Origin of the sequence: Chryseobacterium sp. IT-36CA2, assembly GCF_949767875.1 — a bacterium.
Taxonomy (GTDB): Bacteria; Bacteroidota; Bacteroidia; order Flavobacteriales; family Weeksellaceae; genus Chryseobacterium.
Map to the genome: position 1 here is coordinate 33,942 of NZ_CATKPG010000025.1, position 22,405 is coordinate 56,346.

Below are 22,405 nucleotides of genomic sequence, written 5' to 3' on the forward strand. Positions count from 1 at the left end.
AAGATACAATCTGCAAATGAAATTAAACTTTGAACACCATCAGACTGCGCATTGCGAAAACGGTGTTGCTTCTAATCTACTGCTTAATAAAGGCCTGAAACTGAGCGAACCCATGATCTTCGGGATCGGTTCCGGACTGTTTTTTGTCTATCTTCCTTTTTTAAAGGTGAATTTTGCTCCGGGCTTCAGCTATCGTCCGATGCCGGGTGCTATTTTCAGTAAAGCAGCCAAAAGATTAGGAATTAAAATCAAAAGAGAAAAATTCTCAAATCCTAAAGATGCCCAAAAAGCTCTTGAAAGAAATCTGGAACAAAATATTCCTACAGGACTTCAGGTGGGAGTTTTCAACCTTACTTATTTTCCTGAAGAGTATAAATTTCACTTCAATGCCCACAATCTTGTGGTCTACGGAAAAGAAGATGGAAAATTTTTGATCAGTGATCCGGTAATGGATTATACCACTTCTCTTTCCGAAGCAGAACTGGAAAAAGTAAGATATGCTAAAGGAGCACTTCCTCCAAAAGGACATATGTACTATCCTATTTATGTCCCAGAGAATGTGAATCTTGAAGAAGCTATCAAAAAAGGGATTAAGGATACCTGTAAAAATATGCTGGCACCTGTACCGCTTATCGGAGTAAAAGCCATGAGATGGGTGGCAAAAAGCATCCCGAAATGGGCAGAAAAGAAAGGCACAAAAGTGACCAACCATTATTTGGGACAATTGATCAGAATGCAGGAAGAAATTGGAACCGGAGGCGGAGGCTTCAGATTTATCTATGGAGCATTTCTCCAGGAAGCAGCTGTTATTCTTAAAAATGATGAATTAAAAGAATTATCAAAAGAAATCACTTCTATTGGTGACCTTTGGAGAGACTTTGCCGTGGATATTGCCCGTGTTTATAAAAACAGAAACTCCAAAAGCAATATCTATAACGAACTTTCAAAAACGATGCTGCACATTGCAGACCTGGAAGAAGCTTTCTATAAAAAACTGAGAAAAGCGATCTGATATGGCAGAAAATATGATTGAGATCAAAAACTTATATAAGAAATACAAAAATTCTGATGAGTTTTCTGTAAATGATATTTCTTTGAGCATCAGTAAAAATGAAATCTATGGAATTCTCGGGCCTAACGGGGCCGGAAAAACAACACTGATTTCTATGCTTTCGGGACTCATAAAACCTACTTCGGGACAGTTTACAATCAATGGACTGTCTCCACAAAAAGACGGTTTTAAAATCAGAGAAATCATCGGAATTGTTCCACAGGAATATGCATTATATCCAACGCTTACCGCTAAAGAAAACCTGATGTTTTTCGGAAGTCTGTATGGTTTAAAACACAACCAGCTCAAAAAAGCAATTGACGAATCTCTGGAGATTATGGGACTTTCAAAATTTGCCAATAAGCAGGTAGGACAGTTTTCAGGAGGAATGAAACGCCGCTGCAACCTCATCGCCGGCACTCTTCACAATCCTAAAGTTCTCTTTCTTGATGAACCAACAGTAGGTGTGGATGTTCAGTCTAAAAAAGCAATTATCGACTATCTTTTAGATTTAAACAAACAGGGAACCTGCATTATTTATACTTCCCACCACCTTTCGGAAGCAGAAGAATTCTGTACAAAAATTGCCATCATCGATCATGGAAAAATTCACGCTGTAGGAACACCTGAAGAACTTGTTTCACAGATTGCGAATGCCGAAAACCTTGAAGATGTTTTCATTTCATTAACCGGAAAAGAATTAAGAGATGTTGTTGTATAAATTGTGGAGAAGTTTTATTAAGGAAATCCTTCTGCTAAAAAGAGATATCGGAGGAATCGTCATCATCTTTGTGATGCCGTTACTTTTGATTGTAACCATTACCCTTATTCAGGATTCTACCTTTAAAAACCTTGAAGGATCAAAGATTCCGATTATTTTTATTGATCAGGATAAATCTGAAGTATCAAAAAATATAAAAGTAGAACTGGAAAACAGCAAAACGTTTCAGTTACTGACCAATTTCAATGAAAAATCTGCTCAGGATGCTGTCTTTTCTGGAGATTATCAGATGGCGATAGTTATTCCTGAAAATTTAACGAAAGATTTAAATTCCAATATTGATTCTAAAGTTCAGACCATTGTAAGTTCATTCGGGCTTGAAGGAGATTCTGCAAAAGTAAAGACAGCAGCTCCTAAAGCGAAAGAAATTCACTTATATTTTGACCCTGCTACCAATGCCGGATTCAAGAATTCGGTAATGAACTCTGTGAATAAAATGGTTTTTGAGATTGAAAATAAAAAGATCTACAAAGCATTCCAGGATCAACTGGGAACTACAGAAAATCTTGACGAAAATAAAAACCTCATCAGCTTTAAAGAAATCACACCGAAGAAAGGAGAAATGGATGTGATGCCGAATTCAGTTCAGCACAACGTTCCTGCATGGACCCTTTTTGCGATCTTCTTTATTGTAGTCCCTTTATCCATCAATCTGGTAAAAGAAAAAAGCCAGGGAACAAGTGTAAGAGCAAGAATAAGCCCTACTCCTTATTTTGTACATATTTTGGGAAAAACATTTACCTATCTTATTATCTGTCTTATTCAGTTTTTACTGATGGTTGCCGTTGGGATTTATCTTTTCCCTTATATGGATCTTCCGGCTTTTGATGTATCCGGAAAAATGTTCCAGCTTGTAACAGTTACCTTATTTGCAGGGCTGGCAGCCATTGGATTTGGAGTTTTATTAGGAACAATTGCTGATACACAGGAGCAGTCTGCCCCATTTGGAGCAACCTCTGTAGTGGTTTTGGCGGCTATTGGAGGAATCTGGGTTCCTGTATTTTTAATGCCGGAATTTATGCAGACCGTAGCCAAGTTCTCTCCTATGAACTGGGGATTGAATGCCTATTATGATATTATTTTAAGAAACAGCGGAATTGGTGGAATTGCCAAAGAATTGGTATTCCTTTTCTTATTCTATATTGCCACCGTAGCTATTTCTATTTTTTACGAAAGAAAACAAAATGCAGTCTAAAGAAAACATATTAACCTGTACTGAAGAAGTAAGAGTACGATTCAATGAAACAGATCCGCTGGGAATTGTCTGGCATGGACATTATATCGTGTATTTTGAAGACGGAAGAGAAGCTTTCGGCCGTCTGCATGGTCTTACTTATCTTGATATTCAGAATGCAGGATTTGTAACTCCTATCGTAAAAAGTACCTGTGAGCATTTTCTTCCTTTAAAATATGGAGAAACATTCAAAATTGTAACTACTTTTATCAATTCTGTTTCTGCCAAACTGATCTACCGCTATGAGCTTTTCAATCAGGAAGACCAATTGGTATGCAGTGGAGAAACGATTCAGGTATTTCTTGATAGTAATGGAGGTTTATGCCTGTACAATCCGGAGTTTTTTCAAAACTGGAAAGATAAAATGGGATTATCATGAGCAAGGAAATTTATATCACAGACTACAATTGTGTAACTCCGCTAGGTTTCAATGTTGATTCCAATTGGAACGCTCTTTTGGAAGGAAAATCGGGAGTCGCTTTGCATAAAATCATAGACAATCAGGATGCTTTTTACGCTTCTATGATTGATTCTGACAAACTGGATGAAGAATTCAACAGATTCTTTACTCAGAATACAATTAATTTCACAAGACTGGAGAAAATGCTTCTTTTAAGCTTACAGCCTCTTGTAAAGAAACATACTATATCAGAAGACACAGCTTTTATCCTTTCCACCACAAAAGGAAATATCAGCCTGTTAAAAAACAAGTCTGAATTACCGGAAGGCGTCTATTTATCAAAATTAGCCGAAAAAATTGCTGACTTTTTTGGATTTAAAACAAAACCCACCATCGTTTCCAATGCCTGTGTTTCAGGGGTAATGGCGATTTCTGTTGCTAAAAATATGATTCAGGCAGGAAAATACAAAGATGCCTTTGTGATTGCAGGTGATGAACTTTCTGAATTTGTTATTTCAGGATTCAATTCATTTCAGGCAATAGGATCAGGACCCTGCAAGCCCTATGATAAAAACAGAGACGGCATCAATATTGGTGAGGCAGCAGCAGCAGTTTATATAACCAGCGGCCATTCTGACGAAGCAATCTCACAAAACGAAAAATTCAGGTTTAAAGTACTTGGAGACTCTGCCGTCAATGATGCCAATCATATTTCCGGCCCTTCAAGAACAGGAGACGGTTTATATGCCAGTATCAAAAATGCCATAACTGAAGCTCATGTTTCTTCAGAACAAATCGATTTTATTTCTGCCCACGGAACCGCTACTTTATATAACGATGAAATGGAAGCCATTGCCTTCAACAGGATGGACCTTCAAAACACTCCGCTCAACAGTATGAAAGGATATTATGGACATTGTTTAGGAGCATCCGGACTCTTGGAAAGCATTATTTCTATGGAAAGTGCTCTTCACTGCACTTTACTTCCATCAAAGAATTTTGAAGAAATGGGAGTAACCCAACCTTTGAATATCATCAGAGAAAATCAAACTTCAGAAATAAAATATATTCTAAAAACCGCTTCCGGTTTTGGTGGGTGTAATGCCGCTATTGTATTGGAAAAATGTTAAATTGAACGCGATGAAGAAAACGAACACCTGTACCATAGAACATTCAAAAATAACCGTTGACGGAAATCTTATTTTTGAAAGCCAAAGCGAAACCTTTCAGGAATTTGCCAAAGAAGCTTATAAAAGTTTAGATCTCAGCTATCCTAAATTTCATAAAATGGATAACCTGAGCAAACTGGCTTTTCTTTCCGCCGAAACCATTTTGAAAGACGAAGATCACAGCAGAACAGCTATTGTTTTTGCTAACAGATCATCCAGTCTGGATACGGATTTCAAATACCAGGAAAGCATCAACGATCAGGATAACTTCTATCCGAGTCCTGCAGTTTTTGTCTACACTTTACCCAATATCTGTGTAGGCGAAATCAGCATTAAACACAAAATGCAGACAGAAAATGCTTTTTTTGTGCTGGATGATTTTGATGAGAAGTTTTTAAATGATTATTCTGAACAAATCCTGCAGTCTGGCAAGGCTGACAAAGTATTGTGCGGCTGGGTGGAATTGTATCAGGAAAATTACAAAGCTTTTGTATATTTGCTCACCTTATAAAAATGTAACAATATAACAGTGCAATGATGTAATGATCTTTATGATATACTGATGCACTGATAAACCAACTTAATTATGGAAAACTTAAAAACAGAATTGAAGCACAAAATTATTGAAGTTCTTAACCTTGAAGATGTATCTGTGGAAGAAATTAAAGATACTGATCCGTTATTCGGAGGAGGATTAGGGCTTGATTCTATCGACGCTTTGGAATTGATCGTTCTTCTTGATAAAGACTACGGAATAAAATTAGCCGATCCTAAAAAAGGAAAAGAGATTTTCCAATCTATTGATACGATGGCTAAATTCATCGAGGACAACAGAACAAAATAATTATTATTTAAAAGCATGCTCCCACAGGAAAAAAACCACTGTGCCATCGCGTTAAATAATTCAAGAAAAACTAATTAATGAGTCAAAAAATTGCCATAACAGGAATGGGCATCATTTCCTCCATCGGAAACAATGTAGAGGAAAATTTTATTTCATTACAATCCGGAAAACACGGGATTTCAGATATTGAAATGTTTGAAACCCGCCATGCCGGAATCATTAAAACGGGTGAAATAAAGCTATCCAATGAAGCACTTGTAGAGAAACTTCAGCTTGCTGAAGACAATAATGTAACAAGAACGTCTTTATTGGGAATGATTGCGGCCAAAGAAGCTGTAGAAAGTGCCGGAATTGCAGATATCAATAGCTGCAGAACCGGACTTATCTCTTCTACCAGTGTAGGAGGAATGGATATCACTGAAAAATATTTCTACTCTTACGAGGACTTTCCTGAAAAGCAAAAATATATTGACGCTCACGATGCCGGAAATTCCTCATTGGCTATTGCCGGTTATCTGGGATTAAAAGGAATGGTTTCTACCATCAGTACAGCCTGTTCATCAGCAGCTAATGCGATTATGATGGGTGCTAAACTGATTAAAAACGGAGTTTTGGACCGTGTGATTGTCGGGGGAACAGATTCTCTTTCAAAATTCACTTTGAATGGATTCAATACGCTGATGATTCTTACCGATTCTTATAATACTCCTTTTGACAATAACAGAAAAGGACTGAACCTTGGGGAAGCAGCCGCTTTTTTAGTTCTTGAATCTGAAGAAATCGTTAAAAAAGAAAATAAAAAGGTTCTTGCTTATCTTTCCGGATACGGAAATGCCAACGATGCACACCATCAAACCGCTTCTTCAGAAAACGGACAAGGTGCATTTTTAGCGATGCAGCAGGCCCTCAAAATTTCCGGATTGGAAAAAGAAAATATAGATTATATCAACGTTCACGGAACAGCTACTCCCAACAATGATTTATCTGAGGGAATTGCCATGATAAGAATCTTCGGAGAAAATCAGGTACCTGAATTCAGCTCTACAAAAGCGTTTACAGGACATACTTTAGCTGCTGCTGCAGGAATTGAAGCTGTATTTTCAATTTTAGCCATGCAAAACAGCATCATCTTCCCGAACCTGAATTTTAAAACAAAAATGGAAGAGTTTGACCTTACTCCTATTACCGAATTGAAAGAGAAAAACATCAATCATGTTCTTTCCAACTCATTTGGATTCGGAGGAAACTGTTCAACCTTAATTTTCTCAAAATCATGAGTGCAGTATACATCAACAGTGCAGCCTGTATCTCAGTTCAGGACACTTTAAACGAGAATATTCTTCAGAACCTTACTCCTGAGAATTCTTCCAATATCATTAAGGCAATAGAACCTAATTACAAAGAGTTTATTCCGCCTGCAATGATCAGAAGAATGTCTAAAACAGTAAAAATGAGTTCTGTAGCATCACATTATGCATTGAAGGAAGCTGGTATTGAAAAACCAGATGCCATCATTGCAGGAACAGGAATGGGCTGCTCTCAGGATTCTGAAAAGTTCCTGAAAAATGTGATTGACAATCATGAAGAATTTCTTACTCCTACCTTTTTCATACAGTCTACTCACAACACGGTAGCAGGGCAGATTGCTCTGGGATTACAGTGCCATGCGTATAACTTCACCTATGTAAACACTTCTTCTTCACTGGAATTTTCGTTACTGGATGCCCAGCTTCAGATTAATGACGGGGAAGCAGAAAATGTTCTGGTAGGTTCTACAGATGAGCAGACAGCCAGAACAATGGAGCTTTACTGCTTAAATAATACAATCAAAAAAGAAGCAGATCTTCCTGCAGATTATTTAAACTCTACGACTAATGGAGTGATTTGGGGTGAAGGTGCCAGTTTCTTTGTTGTAGGAAAAAATAAGACCGAAAACTCTTATGCCAAGATTAAAAATATCCAGATCAGTAACACGATTGAATTGAATGAAATACAGGATTTTATCCAAAATTTCTTAACCCAAAACAATCTTTCCACTCGTGATATTGATGTGGTTATCCTGGGATTCAGCGGCGATGCACAATCAGATATGTATTATACAAAAGCAATGGATTTATTTCCGGATTCATCACAGTTGTATTACAAACATTTGAGTGGAGAATTTAATACGGCAAGTGGTTTTTCAACCTTTATAGCTTGTCATATTTTGAAGGAACAGCAGATCCCGGAAATTATGATGATCAATTCTGAGAAAAAAGAGAGTGTGAAGAATGTTCTTCTTTACAATCATCTGGGAGGTGATGATCACAGTTTGGTATTATTGGAAAAGGCATAATTGTTGAAAAGTCAATAGTGTTTATAATTAAAGCAGTACAGTTGTCATTCTGACTAAGGAAGAATCTCTTCTTTTCATATTATAGATTCTTCATTTCACTTCGCTACACTCAGAATGACAGAATGGGTATAAATCCAGGAAGTTTAACAATAAAAAACAGTCAGCAATGAAACATTATCCCTTCATCCTCTTCTATCTTTTCTGTAACGTTTTTATCTATGCGTTTCACGGAAGTATTTGGGTGTATTTATTTTGTTTTTTTGCGTTCTCTGCTGTGGTGGTTTGGGGTTCATTTGATATTGAACTGGGCTATTTTGTGAACAGCATTACTCATAAACGAACCAGACTCAAAGAAGTGGCTCTTACGTTTGATGACGGCCCTACTGAATTTACTCCAAAGTTTTTAGATCTGCTTAAAGAACATGAGGTAAAAGCAACCTTTTTCTGTATCGGAAAACAGATTGAAAAATACCCTGAGACGTTTCAGAGAATTATTGCAGAAGGTCATACCATTGGAAATCATACGTTATCACATTCCAATTCCACAGGTTTTTTATCGACTTCAAAAATGATTGAGGAGATTGAAAAATGTGATGAAATCATGAAAAATGTGGGAAATATCAAGAACGCTCTCTACAGACCACCGTTCGGAGTGACGAATCCCAACATTGCAAAAGCAATCAAAAAGACAAATAAAATAAGCATCGGTTGGAATGTCCGGTCATTGGACACTATTACTGATGATGAAAATAAAATCTACAGAAGAGTAACCAAGGGCTTGAAAAAAGGAAGTATTATTCTTCTGCATGACACTTCAGCAAAGACCTTTCGAGTTCTGACCAATTTATTAGTATTTTTGGAGGACAAAAAATATTCAACCTTTACTGTTGATACAGTGATAAATTCAAATAGAAATGATTAAAAATATTGCTTTCGGAGCATTCTTACTGGTTTCCGGGTTCTTTTTTGCACAAAACACTGCAATGTCAGGAGCTGAAGCCAAAGCATTTGTATCGAAGGTTTCTTCAGACACCAAAGAGATTAAAACCTTACAGAGTGATTTTACCCAGACCAAAAAAATGGATTTCCTGGATAAAAGCATAGTTACTTACGGAAAAATGTCTTTACAGACTCCCAATATGCTGAGTTGGAGATATACCAAGCCTTATCAGTACAGTATTGTTTTTAAAAGCAATAAAATCTTCATCAATGATCAGGGAAAAAAATCTTCCGTAGATGCCAAGAGCAAAACATTTGAAAAAATCAATAAACTGATTGTAGGAAGCTCAAACGGAACCATGTTCAATGATCCTGAATTTACGGTAACGTATTTTAAAAATGGAAATTACAATGTGGCTAAGTTTATTCCCAAGACATCACAGCTGTTGAAATACATCAAACAGATTGAGCTGTTTTTCCCGAAGAACCAATCAACGGTTTCCCAAGTGAATATGACTGAAGCTTCAGGAGATACTACCAATATTATTTTCAAAAATACCAAGATCAATGCTTCCATTCCTGCGTCAGAGTTTTCTTTATAGCCTGATTCTGATACTGGCTGCTTCCTGTAAAACGTATAAGTTAACAGATGCAAAACCTGTTTCCTCTTCTGAAAAGATAGTGGAAAATTTATACTTCTCTTCAGGAGAAGATTATGTATACAAATGCCAGATGGATATTTATAAAAACCATGTGAGCGGAATTCTGATCATCAAAAAACTGAATGAAACAACACACCGTGTCGCTTTAACCTCAGATTTCGGAAATAAACTGATTGATTTTGAGGTTTCTGAGAATGACTTCAAACTGAACTACGTACTTCCCGATCTGGATAAAAAAATAGTCATTAATTTTCTGAAGAATGATTTCCAGGAACTTCTGAAAAGAAAATATCCTGTCAGTGAAAGCTTTGAAAATAATCATGCTAAAATTTATCTTTCCAAAATGGAGAATAAAAGCTATTTTTTATTCTTCAATAAAGAAAATAATTTGCTGAAACAGATTATTTACACCAAAAACAACAAGGAAAAAATCGATTTTACTTTTGATGCAAAAAAACCTATCTTCGCGGATAGCTTAAATCTACAGCACAAAGACTTTAAGATCAATATAAAACTATTTCAAATAACCGAAACAGAATAAGTTCCAAGAGGAAAAACTGTACAAAATATCAGGGTCATTCTTTAGACCAAAGTGTATTGTACATTTAATCTTAAAAAAATAAGATCATGCAAACCATTCTTACAGACTTTTACACTTTAACATCATACGATAAGACAGAAGACGGAAAGTTTACCGCTCACATCCATCTTAATAAAGACCACGAGATTTTTAAAGGACATTTTCCCGGAAATCCGGTAACTCCCGGTGTTTGTATGATGCAGATCATTAAAGAACTGACTGAGGAATTTACAGGTTCAAAGTTATTCCTGAAAACAGCTTCTAATGTAAAATTTATGGCGATTATCAATCCTTTTGAGACTCCGGATTTGCAGCTTCAGCTGGATATTGATGAAAATGGAGAGGATGTTAAAGTAAAAAATATAACTTCTTTTGGCGAGACTATTGCATTGAAATTGTCTGTAAGCTATAAAAAAATACCATCATGAAACTAATCTTATCATTCATAGCGGCATTTGTTTTTTTCTTTCAGTCTGATATTGAAACACTGAGAAACAGCTATGCAAAAGCCAATGAATCCAATAGCAATACGCAAGACTTCATTGAGACTGCGGGAAAACAATCTGGTTCTGATGCAGTAACGGTAGGATACAAAGCTGCTGCAAAAATTATGGAGGCAAAAATCGCTAAAAGTAACAGAAAATCACTGGTAAAAACAGGAGCTACAAGCCTTGAAGCGGTTATCAAAAGCAATCCTAATAATGCAGAACTTCGCCTGATCAGATTAAGTGTTCAGGAAAATATCCCCAAAATTGTAGGATACCGTGGAAGTCTGAAGGATGATAAAGCTTTCCTGTTGAATAATTACAGCAAACAAAATACAGCTTTAAAAGGCTATATCAAGAGGTTTGCAATGCAATCTAAAACCATTACAGAGGCGGAAAGAGCCACTTTAAAATAAAAAAATGTCCCTTGCTGAAGTACAAGACGCTATTTCTGAAAAGAAAATATGCGTTTTAATACCTACCTACAACAATGAAAAAACCCTGAAGAGGGTTATTGACGGTGTCCTCGACTACACCGAAAGTATTATTGTGGTCAATGATGGTTCTACAGATTCCACTCCACAGATTCTGTCTCAATATCCTCAGATTACAATAATTTCCTTACCTGAGAACAAAGGGAAAGGAAATGGGCTTAAAACAGGCTTTAGAAAGGCTAAAAAGTCTGGGTATGATTATGCTATTACCATTGATTCGGATGGGCAGCATTATCCGGATGATATTACTGTATTTGTAGAAGCTCTTCTTGAGGAAAAAGAGGAAGTTCTTCTGATCGGAAACAGAAATATGTCTCAGGATGGCATTCCTAAGAAAAGCAGTTTTGGAAATCGTTTTTCCAATTTCTGGTTCTGGTTTGAAACCGGTATCAAGCTGGAAGACACGCAGTCTGGCTACAGGCTTTATCCTTTACATAAAATTCCAAAGAAATATTTTACCCCAAAGTTTGAATTTGAAATCGAAATCATTGTAAGAACTGCATGGAGACATGTTCCGGTAAAAAATGTTCCGATCAAGGTTTTGTATGATCCGGCAGAGCGTGTTTCACATTTCAGACCTTTCAAGGATTTTACAAGAATCAGTATTCTGAATACGATTTTGGTAACAATTACTTTGCTTTATATTATTCCGAGAAATTTCTTGAATAATTTCAAAAAAAAAAGCTTTAAAAAGTTCATTCAGGAAGATGTCCTAGAAAGTGACGGCAGCAACCGTACCAAGGCATTTTCTATAGCGTTGGGAGTTTTTATAGGACTTTCACCTTTCTGGGGATTCCAGACTCTTCTGGTCATCAGTTTATCTGTACTTTTTAAGCTCAATAAAGTACTTGCATTCGTAGCCTCCAATGTGAGTCTTCCTCCTTTTATTCCTTTTATTATTGCTGCCTCCCTATTTCTGGGAGCTCCATTTGTAAGTGGAGACAGCGATATTCTAAGCCAGGATTTAAATTTTGAACTGATTAAAAACAATCTGCTTCAGTACATTATCGGCAGTTTTATTTTAAGCACCACGCTTTCTGCTCTTGCAGGTATGGCAGCTTTTCTATTTTTGAATAAAGTAAGTCCTGAAAATAATTAAAAAAGCCCGGAACAAAGTTCCAGGCTCATCACAATTAGTTATTATAATTCCTATTTAGAAACAATAATCTTTTGAGAATAGTCAATTGAATCGTTATTGACTTTTACAATATAAGTTCCATTGATCAGCTTTTCAGCACTGATTGTATTTTGCTTATTAAGGTTAACGCTTTCCTGTGAAATCAGCTTTCCTGTGAAATCATAGATAGAAACTGTTGTAATTCCTGATAATTTCATATCGGATGGAGTTTTTATCGTAAATTCATTTCTTACAGGATTTGGATAAATGGATATTCCTTTAGAATTGTTGATTTCTTTTACTGCCAACGCCTCACATTCTGCAGGCACAGTAAAATCTTCTACCTGATCACTCATTTCCGGTAACGGCTGGTTAGCTCCCATTGCTAAACCATTCAGAGCTCCGGCAGATGCATTCACTCCTAATCCTCTTTTAGCAAATACTCTCCAGATCATACATTTGTCTACTCCATTTGTTTTTGCCATTTCAGCAGCAAGGATAGCATCTCTTCCCTGGATAAAAGTTGGGTTACATTGCTGCAATTTAAGCGCATCAACAACCAACTGAAGTACTCTTGCACTTCCACTGTTTGCATCTGCAAGAACGTTACTATTGTATCCATATTTTTCTACATATTTCCAGTTAAGATCCCAAAGCATTGAAGCCCAGATAAATCCTATACTATGAACATCCGGTACTGTAACAGCAATTCCTGAAATACTTGTACTTATTTTCATTCCGTTTGTACGTCCATAAGTATAATCATTGATGGCAAAATCAGGCGAGTATTTTGCCGGTCTAATTCCTCCGCCAGTCGTAGTTTGTCCTGAAACAAAAGTTCCTACCCCTCTTGCCATAGCAGAAGTATCTCCCGGCCTGGTTGTCATCATCAAAGCGAAGAAATCAGACCATCCTTCTCCCATCTGCTCATTAGACGTAAAATAAGATAAACATGAGCTTCCTGTACCGGTAAGACGGTTAGAAATACCATGACCGTATTCATGGCTGATTACTCCATTATCCAAACTTGCATCCTTATAAACTGCATCTGTTTTTATTGTTGCATTTCCTACAATACCATTATTTAAGTCATTTACAAGAAACTGTCCTTCTGATAAACCAACCATAATGGTAGGAATTGTAATGGTATTATCTGTTCCTCCCAATCCTACAGGGGTATTGCTTGACGGGTGATACTGTATAACACCCACTGCTCCTGCATTTTGAAGATTTTTTGTTTTAACAGAAAAATTACATCCTGCAGCATTTACCACTGCAATTTTTCCCGTTAAAGTTCCGGGAGCTACCGCCGTACAAGCATCTGCCGGGGTTGAAAGAGCAAGATCTCCTGTCACTGGCGGATTTCCCATAATCTGAGGCCCAAAAGCAGCTGTAGCAGCTATCGGAGCTCTGGCAGTATAAGTAGAAGGTGAATTATAGTAAAGATATCTTACATTTCCACTCGGTGAAAAAAGGAACATCTGCATTCTTCCGCTTGTTCCGTCAGTACCTGGATTAAAGTTAGCATTATTAAGACCACTGCCATCTCTTGATTCCGATAAAACAGGATCGTTACCAGCTCCTCCGTTTCCAAAATTGTTTACCTGATAGTTTCTTGCAGATTCCGTAAATCCAAACTTATAAAATACATCATGCATTTTATTAGAGTTGTAGAATAAATTGGTTACTGCTGCTGAAGTATAGGTAGTGTGGGCAGCCGTTATATCTAGAGGAAAATCAAATGCTCTGTTGGCTCCTCCATCAGGAGAAAACTGTGGTGTATTGGTAGCATTCTCATCGGTATATGCAAATGTATTATTTCCTCTTGTTATCGTATAATGGTTAGTCCCATCAGAATGCCATCCTTCCGGAGATGCCGTAAGATCCCATGGGTTTGTAAGCAATGTTCTTGCACCAAATGTAGGCGCTTCCGTAGGAAATGCAAACACATTATAAGATGCGTTATCAGGTACTAATACAAAATTTGCTGGGGTCTGTAAGTTTGCTGCAGCTATATTGGCAGGTAAAGAGGCCGGAATATTCTGTACGAATGATGCTGAATGATGATCATAAGCTTCATCATTAAAGCTACAAGATAAAGTTGTATTTTCCTGATACAAAATAGAGCCATCATCTGTACTTACGATGGTGTTCCATACATTACCCGTTCCTTTTTCTTCAACATAAAACTGATAACCTAATATCAATTCTCCGCCTTTTGCAAAATAAACAGAATTAGCCACAATTGGCGCTTCTTTTCCGTCGATATTCTTTACAGAAGATAATCCGTTCAGTTTTTGAATTGTACTTGCCACTAAAGCATCTTTTCTGCTGGTTTCTTTTCCTTTAATAGCAGAAGGATAGTTTTTAATAAAGGTATCTGCAAAGTTTAAAACTTTACCATCTCTGATTAAAACGTTGGCAGAACTTCCAAAAACAGGAATACCATTAATCGTTTGTTGTATCCCTACAACATCTCCATTTAAGCTCTTTGAAGGATCTACGTTAATGATTTTAAATGCTTTAAGTTCAGGATTCACTCTTTGAAATGATGCCTGAGCAGAATTAACATAGTCCTTAATTGTCTGTTCATATTTTTGCGCAGATAATGCACTTACACTGAAAATAGAACAAAACAACAACAGCTTAACACTTAGTCGAATTTTTTTCATTTAGATTACTTTTAACAAATATTAATAGGTTAGATTTGTTAGTTAGTAGGAAAATAATCTAAAATGTTACAAATTCTTATAATATATATTTAAAAAAATAAACTATACCTAATAAACGCATCTATTCTATATTAACCTCATAAAATAAGTTCGAGAATTATTGCAAAATAAATTGTGTAAGATCTTTTAAAAATTGTTCATCTACTTTTCCTTTTGTCTCATAATCTTTTGGAGAAGGTTTTCCAGAACCAGCTATAAATAAATGACTTAACGAAGGATACCATTTAAATTCAGCCGTTTTATTATTTTTCAACGTATTTTTCCAGAGGCTGAAATCTTTCTCAGTTACCTGATAATCTCTTCCCCCTTGTGCAAAAAACATAGGAGCTTTGATTTTTTTCACCTCATTAAGCTGATTGTAGTTTTTTAAATATTGCCAGTATGCAGCAGACTGTCCCAGAGGAAGTTCTTTTGCAGGTGCACTCAAATTGAATTTAGATGAGTTTAAAAATGCAACCTGCTTTTTTATTTCCTGAACAGCTTCAGCAGAAACTTTAGTTGGATCCAAGGTGTGAAGGTATTCATATTGTTCAACCAAAAGATCTTGCAGCGGTCTTGCATTTCCAGCCATAAAAATATACTTTGACACCTGAGCTTTTTCTGCAATTTCAGGCATCAAATAAGCTCCCTGGCTGTGTCCAAGAATGATAATCTGATATTCTTTATAGTCAGGATTATTTTTGAAATAATGGGCAGCGTTTACCGCATCATTGATTGTTTCCTCTTCTACAGTAGACTTTTCACTGAATGTCTCCGGATAGGTATAAATTCTTTTGTCATATCGGTAGGAAGCAATTCCTTTGCTTAAAAGGTATTCGGCAATATCTTTAAACGGCTTGTTTTCTCCAATAGTTTCGTCTCTGTCATGTGCTCCGGAACCATGAACAAAAATAACCAGCTTCTTTTTATTGTTGGAAGGAGGAACCCATAATGTACCATTCAATTCAATAGCATCACTCTTTATTTTCAGGGTTGTTTTCTCATCTGGTTTTTCAAATGTTTTGTGAGGAACTAAAAAGAAACCCAGCAACTTATTACTCTCACTAAAAGTAAGCTCAACATCAAGTTTTGTTTTTTCAAATTCGGAATAGAAATAGTATGTATTTCCTTCATTGTTCACTTCAAGGATATTTTTCAATCCTCCAATCTGCCCCTGAAGTTGTTCTGTAATGGCTTTAAGCTGTTCCACCGGAATCTGTCCTGCTACTGATGAATCAAAATAAGAATGTGCTTTTTCTATGTTTTTATCTATCAATAAAGCTTTGATGAAAGTATTACCAATCTCTTTTCTGTCCTGAGAAAATGATAACAGAGAGTATACGGTAAGAAATAGGGTTAAAAGTTTTTTCATATAATCAATTATTTATAAACCACATCAGAAAATGATAATGGAGTCATCATTATGGTGACAAATATCGCAATAATTACCAAAGCTAGTTGTGTGATATGATAGGTTTTTTCTCTTTCGTCCTCATTGATATCGAAGGGAAATTTTATTTTATCCGGACTTCTGATAATCAACCAGATAAATAGAAGAATGGCCAGGTTCATAACTATCGGGAATACAAGAAATAATTTGCTTCCATAATTGTCTTTCATATTTCCGTAACCGTGAATAGTGATAGTGTCAGGTATTGAGCTGTAAACGGTACACAAATACACTGAATAACAGATAATAATGACAAAAGGAATGCAGAACAGCAGTTTTATATATTTAGGGATCATTTCAGTTTCTTTAAGGTTTTACTCAGGTATTTTTCTACATTTTTTCTGTCGGGAACGGTTGTTATTTCTTTTGTCAGAGCTTTTTCAAACTCAATTTTTGCCTTAGAATATTCTTTTTTGCTAAAATAATATTTCCCGGATTGATAATAGACCAGCCAAAATTCAGGGTTCATAGACTCATAATAAGGAATGAGATCATCTGATAACAATATATCTTTATTTTCTGCTGCCTCATTCAGTTCTTTGCCCAGCATTCTAAACTGTTCATAATGTTCAAATTCTTCAGAGTCAGCAAACGGATCTCTTGCAATGTTCAATCCTGTTTTCGCCTGCAGACTTTGTGATAATGGTTTTCCGGAAAAAATTTCATTCAGATCATAACATACAAATTCTCCTAATTGATAGGGATTAGAAGAAACCCAAACCAATTTTTTCTGAGGAGAAAATATAACGGCATGATGAGCCAAAAGCTGGTTGAGCGCTTTTTCATTGCCATAGCCGATCTGTTTATCTTTCAATCCTGATCTGTTTCTTAAAATGGAAGCCATTTTTTCCGGAGTGATCTTTTTTTCTTCCTGCAAAAGTTCCTGCAATTTTTCATAACGATATTCGGAATGACTTTCTTTAATCTGTTTCTGATTTCTTTTGTCATCTTTATAAGCATCAGACTGAAAATGATTGGTACAAAGAACCCTACTGGTATTCTGCACTCTGTACACTCCGAAGTTTTTAGGTGAAACTTCAATAATGACTGCATTTTTGTCTGCAGCACTTCCCACAAGAATGGATTCTGAAACGAAAACTTTTCTTTTTTTAGCAATCGCAATAGCATCCTCTATATTTTTAGCATACTGCAGAATTTCCCTTGTTACAAGAGAAATAGGAGTCTTTGCCGTCAGAGGAATCTTTGATTTTCCGGCATTAATTGTTACTGTGATTCCTTCTTTATTCATTCCGGAAACCACACCAATCATTCCTGGCCAGCTTACAGACAGATAAGGTATTCCTTCTTCCGGCTGAACAAACTCTACCAGTTTATTTTTTGCAAAATCATCTCCTACATAAAAATCGAAATTTCTTCCGATCAGCAGATCACCATCTTCGGTATTTTCGTTCCATACAGCAAGAGAGGTACAGCCCACCATTGCAAGATCCTGCATAGCATGCCCAATATCGTGAGCTCCGTGCAGGTAAAGATTTCTTAAATATTTAGGGGCAATAAAATCATACTGATCGGATGAATACTGTGCCAATCCATACAATTCTGCCTGATAATCTTCTCTTACATTGAGGTACATTTTTCTGTTGTACCATTTTAAAAAACCTCTTAACAGTCTTTGTCTGAATTTTGATGGTACAAAACCTTCCACTTTTGAAAAGAAAATACCTTCCTGTTGCTGCATTAAACTTTGCGTCAGTGCTCCGTTATTATATCCGAGCTGCAAAGGATTCCCTTTAATGTAAAGTTCCCAGAGCCGCTGTTTATTTTTGGTAAGATAGTTTTGATTGTAACTGAAGGTACTATCGTTGATCCGGGTTACTACCGGAACCTCCAGTGTATATTGTTTTACATCAGGAATATGTTTAATAGACTTCGATATTCCGCAGGAAGTGAAGAAAAAACAAAAAATAAGATAAAAAAGAGCTCTTCTATAGGCTGAATGAAAGGTATTCGTTTTTTTCACTTTAAATTTTATTAATCATTTGTATCAGCCTCATGTCTATCGTTTCTTTTCCCAGAATCTCTGCACAGGTATTGAAAGCACCTATGGTAACGCCTAAAATCCCGTGCATATTAACGGATTGCCCGGTAAGAAACAGATTGTCAATTTTGGTACGGGGTGAAACCATTGTTTTAAGTGGATTCTCCGAGCATTTCATGTACCCGTACATATTTCCTTCAAAATTCCCGATATAGTCTCTGTAAGACAAGGGAGAAGAGGTATATATTGTTTTAATCGCATGCCTTAGATTGGGAATTTTCTTTTCTAAAGCATCCAGCAGTTTTTCTGTTTTTTCTAGCTTAAATTTTTCATAAGCGACTCCTCTCTCATGTTCATCTGCTACAGTATTGAAAGTATTCTCCCATTCTTTAACCTCATCAAAATCCATATAAGAAATAGCTGTAAGACTTTCTGCGAATTCAGGATGATTCTTTGAAGGTGTGGAAGAAAGCATGTACGTTTCCGGCCATGCATCTTTTCTGTAACGGAAAGCATTCCAGACTTGTTCTTCTGATGAATAATGATATCTGTTGTAATTGAAATTTGGAAGGCTGTGAGGCTGTAAAACCAGATAAATACTAAAACATGATGAAACCGGCTTCCAGCTTAAAACCCTATTCAGAAAAGACTTTTTAAGTCTTTCCTCTCCTATCAGTTTAATGGTGGAACGGATCTCAATATTTGATATAAATTGCTTTGCGGAGTATTCTTTCCCTATTTTTGTTTTTACAGAGGTTAGTACATTATTTTCATTAAAAACAAAATCAGAAACTTCTGAGTGCTTATGTACTTCAGCTCCATATTCACGAAGTTTTCTGATCAGAAGTTTAGAGATCTGGCTTCCTCCTTTCACACATTTGTAAGCACTTTGGATATAAGAGTTTACCGTTAAAGCATGTACATAAAAGGGGACATTCTCAGAATCTCCGGCATATAAAAAATTGGATCCCAGTAAAACCGACTGAAGTTTTTTGTTATGAGTAACAGATTCTATGAACCTTTTGGTATTGAGATGCAGGATTTCTTCATTGTAATGGTCTTTTCCTACAACATGATATCTTGGAAACTGGCTGCACACGTACTGAATCTCTTCACAATAGTTTTCAAGGTTTTCTTTTTCTTCGGGAAAATATTTTAAAAGCTGTTCTACAAAGTTGTTATAACCCTGTGCGTGTGGATATTCTATTTCCTCGTCTCCGAAACTGATTCTGTCATAACCATCTTCATCCATCAGCTGAAGCTCAAGATCATCCATTATTTCCAGATAGGAAAAGAATTGATTCAGATTCTGCCCTTTGGATAAGCCTCCCAGATAGTGGACTCCGGTATCAAAGATAAGTTTGTCTCGTGAAAAGGTCTGCAGATTTCCCCCATATTGGTTATTCTTCTCCAAAACGCATACTTTCAGGCCTTCTTTCGCCAAAATAAGAGCTGAAACAAGACCTCCCAACCCGCTGCCGATTACAAGTATGTCGTATTCTTTCTTCAAAAGAGAATGTGCTTTTAATAATTAAGAAACAGAGAATTTAAGATATTTAAAGATTACTTTAGTAAAGTAAGCATAGAAATTTCATTGTTGATCTTAAATCTCGGTAAATCTTAATGGTTGTTAGTTTTTTATTCGTTTTATGGGATAAAAATAGAAAAATTAATCAACATCATCCCAAAAATCAAAATAATTAAACCATTGAAGGGGATATTTTTTCACCATGGTTTCAAGATTATCGACATAAGACTGTAAAAGTCCTTGTGAATCACGGTTTTTGATATTCCGGGCTACTCTTGCATATAAATGATAATGAAGATTCTTTTCCTTCATCACATAGACATATACTACAGGAACCCCTAATCTAGAGGCAATCAAAAACGGTCCAGCCGGGAATTTTGCACTTTTCCCGAGTAGTTCTGCTTCAAGATATTTGGATCCTTCGAAATAACGGTCTCCTGTAAAGCAGATCAATTCATTCTCAGACAATGCTTTATTGATCTCAAAGATATGCGACATATCTTCTTTAACATAAATGAACTTGATATTGCTCTCTTTTACTGCAACACTTTCCAGATATTCCTTAATTACAGTAACTTCCTGATCTGTAGTCACCAGATTGATCTGACAGTCGAAGTCGATGTCCGCAAAAAAATGTTCAGCAATTTCAAAATTACCGATATGAGCACTGATCAATACACCCCCTTTTTTAGCAGCTAAAAGATTTCTTAGATTTTCAATACCGTCAAACTCATAGGTATATTTTTCTCTGAGCCCGGCAGAAATAGCAGTTTTATCAATCAGAACTTTTCCGAAAGTAAAATAGCTTTTAAATATAGAGGCTTTGGATTTCCAGTATCCGTAATTCAGTCTTTTCTGAAAATAGTAAAGAATGTATTGGTTGCTTTTCTTCTGGAATAATGAGTAATAGGCTGTCACAAAGTAAAGCACACCATATGAACTTCTGATTCCGATATTTCTAATACACCAGACGAATATTCTGTATCCGAGTACTGTTCCTTTAGATTTACCTTTCCACTTGTTCATATATAGAATTTATTATAACAGAGAACCAATGTAGCAATACCTTTTTTAAAGCGTCTGTTATCAGATCGCTGCGATATTATTACATTGGCACTTTTTATAGAATAAAGATTTACTTAATAACTAAGCGTTTTTTTCAGCAATCTTATGTTCAATCGTTGTGTAGAAATCGTCAAATGTTATCATTTTCTTGAAATCTGCTTCTCCTAATTTCACTCCGAAATTGGATTCGATCACGACAACCATGTCGATATAATCCAGGCTGTCTAAGCCCAGTGTATTTTTAAGGTTGGCATCATTACTGATTTCGTCTCCATCAACCTCGAATTCATTGACCAGAAAATCATTAACAATGGCAACTATTTTTTCCCTTTCCATGTTTTTAATCAAATTTTTTAACTATTAGTGCAGAATTGGTTCCCCCAAACCCAAAAGAATTCGACAAAAATACATCAATTTTTTGATTTTTTGTTTTTGCAACTAAATTTATCTTTTGTGCTTCATTATCAGGGTTTTCCAGGTTGATATTCGGTGCTACAAAATTATTCTGCATCATCAGAATTGAGTAGATAACTTCACTTGCACCTGCCATCCAGCACTCGTGTCCGGTCATAGATTTGGTAGAACTTACCGGAACTTCACTCCCGAAGATCTCATAGATTGCTTTTGCTTCGTTGGCATCACCAATCGGAGTAGAAGTTGCATGAGCATTGATATAATCGATGTCTGAAGCTTTTAATCCTGACTGTTTTAACGCTCTGTCCATTGCCAAAGCCGGTCCATCCACATTCGGAGTTGAAATATGCCCTCCGTTTGAAGAGAATCCGTACCCGATAATCTCTGCAATAATCGGAGCACCTCTTCTTTGTGCAGATTCTAAGCTTTCAACGATCAGACTAGCTGCACCACCACTAGGAATCAATCCGTCTCTTCCTGCATCGAAAGGTCTGGATGCTTTTGTGGGTTCATCTTCTTTTGCTGAGAATACTCCCAATCCGTCAAAACTCGCCATGGAATATTTGTTGGTTTCCTGAGCACCACCACAAATAATCATATCCTGAAAACCATTTTTGATCATCATATAAGCCAGCCCTAAAGAATGGGAACCGCTTGCACATGCTGCACTGATGGTAAGATTGATCCCTTTTAACTTAAAAATGGTTGAAAGGTTCATCGTTACTGTAGAGTTCATTGATTTGAAGATGGCTCCCGATCCCATCAATGTTGTATCTTTCTTTTCCCTTGCAATATCGATAGATTCTACCACTGCCTGGGAAACACTGTCGTTTCCGTATAAAATTCCCACTTCATGGGAATCTAAGAATTCTTCATCCAGATTCGCCTGTTTTAAAGCATCAATGGTAGCAAGGTAAGCATATTCGCTTTCTTCTCCCATACTGATACGCTGGCGTCTGTTTAAAAGGTTTTTCAGATCGGGTTTCGGAACAACTCCTGTAAGACCAGATCTGAAACCGAATTCTTTTCTGTCTGGATCTAAAACAATACCGGATTTTCCTTGATATAGGGATTCCCTGACCTCTTCTAAAGACGTCCCGATGCAGGAATAAATTCCCATTCCGGTAATTACAACCCTATTTTCCAT

Annotated in this window: 23 protein-coding genes; 15 read left to right on the forward strand and 8 right to left on the reverse strand. The window is 36.4% G+C overall.

The features are described from left to right. Positions 1-16 precede the first annotated feature (16 nt). The 15 genes from ACM6F9_RS20505 to ACM6F9_RS20575 all read left to right on the forward strand — a co-directional run bounded on the left by ACM6F9_RS20505 (position 17) and on the right by ACM6F9_RS20575 (position 12,073). The gene (locus ACM6F9_RS20505) at positions 17-1,012 is read left to right on the forward strand and encodes a BtrH N-terminal domain-containing protein (protein ID WP_255812930.1); all 996 of its coding nucleotides are present in this window, start codon (positions 17-19) and stop codon (positions 1,010-1,012) included. A 1-nt stretch (position 1,013) separates the two neighbouring features. Next, on the forward strand, positions 1,014-1,772 hold the full coding sequence (locus tag ACM6F9_RS20510) for an ABC transporter ATP-binding protein (protein WP_414847387.1): 759 nt from the start codon (positions 1,014-1,016) through the stop codon (positions 1,770-1,772). After that, positions 1,759-3,027: an ABC transporter permease gene (locus ACM6F9_RS20515; protein WP_414847388.1), complete on the forward strand. Its 1,269-nt coding sequence runs from the start codon at positions 1,759-1,761 to the stop codon at positions 3,025-3,027. The genes ACM6F9_RS20510 and ACM6F9_RS20515 overlap by 14 nt, the downstream gene beginning before the upstream one ends. After that, entirely contained in the window at positions 3,017-3,445 is a 429-nt protein-coding gene (locus ACM6F9_RS20520) for an acyl-CoA thioesterase (protein ID WP_414847389.1), read from the forward strand. The genes ACM6F9_RS20515 and ACM6F9_RS20520 overlap by 11 nt, the downstream gene beginning before the upstream one ends. Then, positions 3,442-4,596 (forward strand): beta-ketoacyl synthase N-terminal-like domain-containing protein, encoded by a 1,155-nt coding sequence (locus ACM6F9_RS20525; RefSeq protein ID WP_414847390.1) that lies wholly within the window; start codon positions 3,442-3,444, stop codon positions 4,594-4,596. Before ACM6F9_RS20520 ends, ACM6F9_RS20525 begins: the two co-directional genes overlap by 4 nt. Before the next feature lie 10 nt (positions 4,597-4,606). Continuing rightward, positions 4,607-5,146: a 3-oxoacyl-ACP synthase gene (locus ACM6F9_RS20530; protein ID WP_414847391.1), complete on the forward strand. Its 540-nt coding sequence runs from the start codon at positions 4,607-4,609 to the stop codon at positions 5,144-5,146. A gap of 75 nt (positions 5,147-5,221) precedes the next feature. Continuing rightward, the gene (locus ACM6F9_RS20535; protein ID WP_034692439.1) at positions 5,222-5,479 is read left to right on the forward strand and encodes a phosphopantetheine-binding protein; all 258 of its coding nucleotides are present in this window, start codon (positions 5,222-5,224) and stop codon (positions 5,477-5,479) included. A gap of 77 nt (positions 5,480-5,556) precedes the next feature. After that, positions 5,557-6,756 carry a beta-ketoacyl-[acyl-carrier-protein] synthase family protein gene (locus ACM6F9_RS20540; protein ID WP_414847392.1) on the forward strand — a complete coding sequence of 400 codons (1,200 nt, stop codon included), beginning with the start codon at positions 5,557-5,559 and terminating at the stop codon, positions 6,754-6,756. Continuing rightward, positions 6,753-7,814, forward strand: coding sequence for a beta-ketoacyl synthase N-terminal-like domain-containing protein (locus ACM6F9_RS20545; protein WP_414847393.1), 1,062 nt, complete (start codon positions 6,753-6,755; stop codon positions 7,812-7,814). Before ACM6F9_RS20540 ends, ACM6F9_RS20545 begins: the two co-directional genes overlap by 4 nt. Positions 7,815-7,980: 166 nt before the next feature. Continuing rightward, the gene (locus tag ACM6F9_RS20550) at positions 7,981-8,736 is read left to right on the forward strand and encodes a polysaccharide deacetylase family protein (RefSeq protein WP_414847394.1); all 756 of its coding nucleotides are present in this window, start codon (positions 7,981-7,983) and stop codon (positions 8,734-8,736) included. Continuing rightward, the gene (locus tag ACM6F9_RS20555; RefSeq protein WP_414847395.1) at positions 8,729-9,355 is read left to right on the forward strand and encodes a LolA family protein; all 627 of its coding nucleotides are present in this window, start codon (positions 8,729-8,731) and stop codon (positions 9,353-9,355) included. The genes ACM6F9_RS20550 and ACM6F9_RS20555 overlap by 8 nt, the downstream gene beginning before the upstream one ends. Then, positions 9,321-9,956: a hypothetical protein gene (locus tag ACM6F9_RS20560; RefSeq protein WP_414847396.1), complete on the forward strand. Its 636-nt coding sequence runs from the start codon at positions 9,321-9,323 to the stop codon at positions 9,954-9,956. The genes ACM6F9_RS20555 and ACM6F9_RS20560 overlap by 35 nt, the downstream gene beginning before the upstream one ends. 86 nt (positions 9,957-10,042) lie before the next feature. Further along, complete coding sequence (locus ACM6F9_RS20565) at positions 10,043-10,423, forward strand: 3-hydroxyacyl-ACP dehydratase (RefSeq protein ID WP_414847397.1); 381 nt, start codon at positions 10,043-10,045, stop codon at positions 10,421-10,423. After that, positions 10,420-10,896: a hypothetical protein gene (locus ACM6F9_RS20570; protein ID WP_414847398.1), complete on the forward strand. Its 477-nt coding sequence runs from the start codon at positions 10,420-10,422 to the stop codon at positions 10,894-10,896. The genes ACM6F9_RS20565 and ACM6F9_RS20570 overlap by 4 nt, the downstream gene beginning before the upstream one ends. Positions 10,897-10,900: 4 nt before the next feature. Further along, the gene (locus ACM6F9_RS20575) at positions 10,901-12,073 is read left to right on the forward strand and encodes a DUF2062 domain-containing protein (RefSeq protein WP_414847399.1); all 1,173 of its coding nucleotides are present in this window, start codon (positions 10,901-10,903) and stop codon (positions 12,071-12,073) included. A 50-nt stretch (positions 12,074-12,123) separates the two neighbouring features. Here the strand turns inward: ACM6F9_RS20575 and ACM6F9_RS20580 are convergent, their stop codons facing one another. From ACM6F9_RS20580 to ACM6F9_RS20615, 8 genes are all read right to left on the reverse strand, one after another. Further along, positions 12,124-14,763: a T9SS-dependent M36 family metallopeptidase gene (locus ACM6F9_RS20580; protein ID WP_414847400.1), complete on the reverse strand. Its 2,640-nt coding sequence runs from the start codon at positions 14,761-14,763 to the stop codon at positions 12,124-12,126. A 157-nt stretch (positions 14,764-14,920) separates the two neighbouring features. Further along, positions 14,921-16,174 (reverse strand): DUF3887 domain-containing protein, encoded by a 1,254-nt coding sequence (locus tag ACM6F9_RS20585; protein ID WP_414847401.1) that lies wholly within the window; start codon positions 16,172-16,174, stop codon positions 14,921-14,923. A gap of 8 nt (positions 16,175-16,182) precedes the next feature. Beyond that, positions 16,183-16,548: a hypothetical protein gene (locus tag ACM6F9_RS20590; protein WP_414847402.1), complete on the reverse strand. Its 366-nt coding sequence runs from the start codon at positions 16,546-16,548 to the stop codon at positions 16,183-16,185. Further along, complete coding sequence (locus tag ACM6F9_RS20595) at positions 16,545-18,233, reverse strand: C45 family autoproteolytic acyltransferase/hydolase (protein WP_414847403.1); 1,689 nt, start codon at positions 18,231-18,233, stop codon at positions 16,545-16,547. The genes ACM6F9_RS20590 and ACM6F9_RS20595 overlap by 4 nt, the downstream gene beginning before the upstream one ends. Before the next feature lies 1 nt (position 18,234). Beyond that, entirely contained in the window at positions 18,235-19,761 is a 1,527-nt protein-coding gene (locus ACM6F9_RS20600) for a phytoene desaturase family protein (protein WP_414847404.1), read from the reverse strand. 159 nt (positions 19,762-19,920) lie between these two features. Next, a complete protein-coding gene (locus ACM6F9_RS20605) occupies positions 19,921-20,805 on the reverse strand; it encodes a lipid A biosynthesis acyltransferase (RefSeq protein WP_414847405.1) in 885 nt (294 codons plus the stop codon). 120 nt (positions 20,806-20,925) lie between these two features. Further along, the gene (locus ACM6F9_RS20610; protein WP_105702438.1) at positions 20,926-21,180 is read right to left on the reverse strand and encodes an acyl carrier protein; all 255 of its coding nucleotides are present in this window, start codon (positions 21,178-21,180) and stop codon (positions 20,926-20,928) included. Positions 21,181-21,184: 4 nt separating this feature from the next. After that, positions 21,185-22,405 carry a beta-ketoacyl-[acyl-carrier-protein] synthase family protein gene (locus tag ACM6F9_RS20615; protein WP_414847406.1) on the reverse strand — a complete coding sequence of 407 codons (1,221 nt, stop codon included), beginning with the start codon at positions 22,403-22,405 and terminating at the stop codon, positions 21,185-21,187.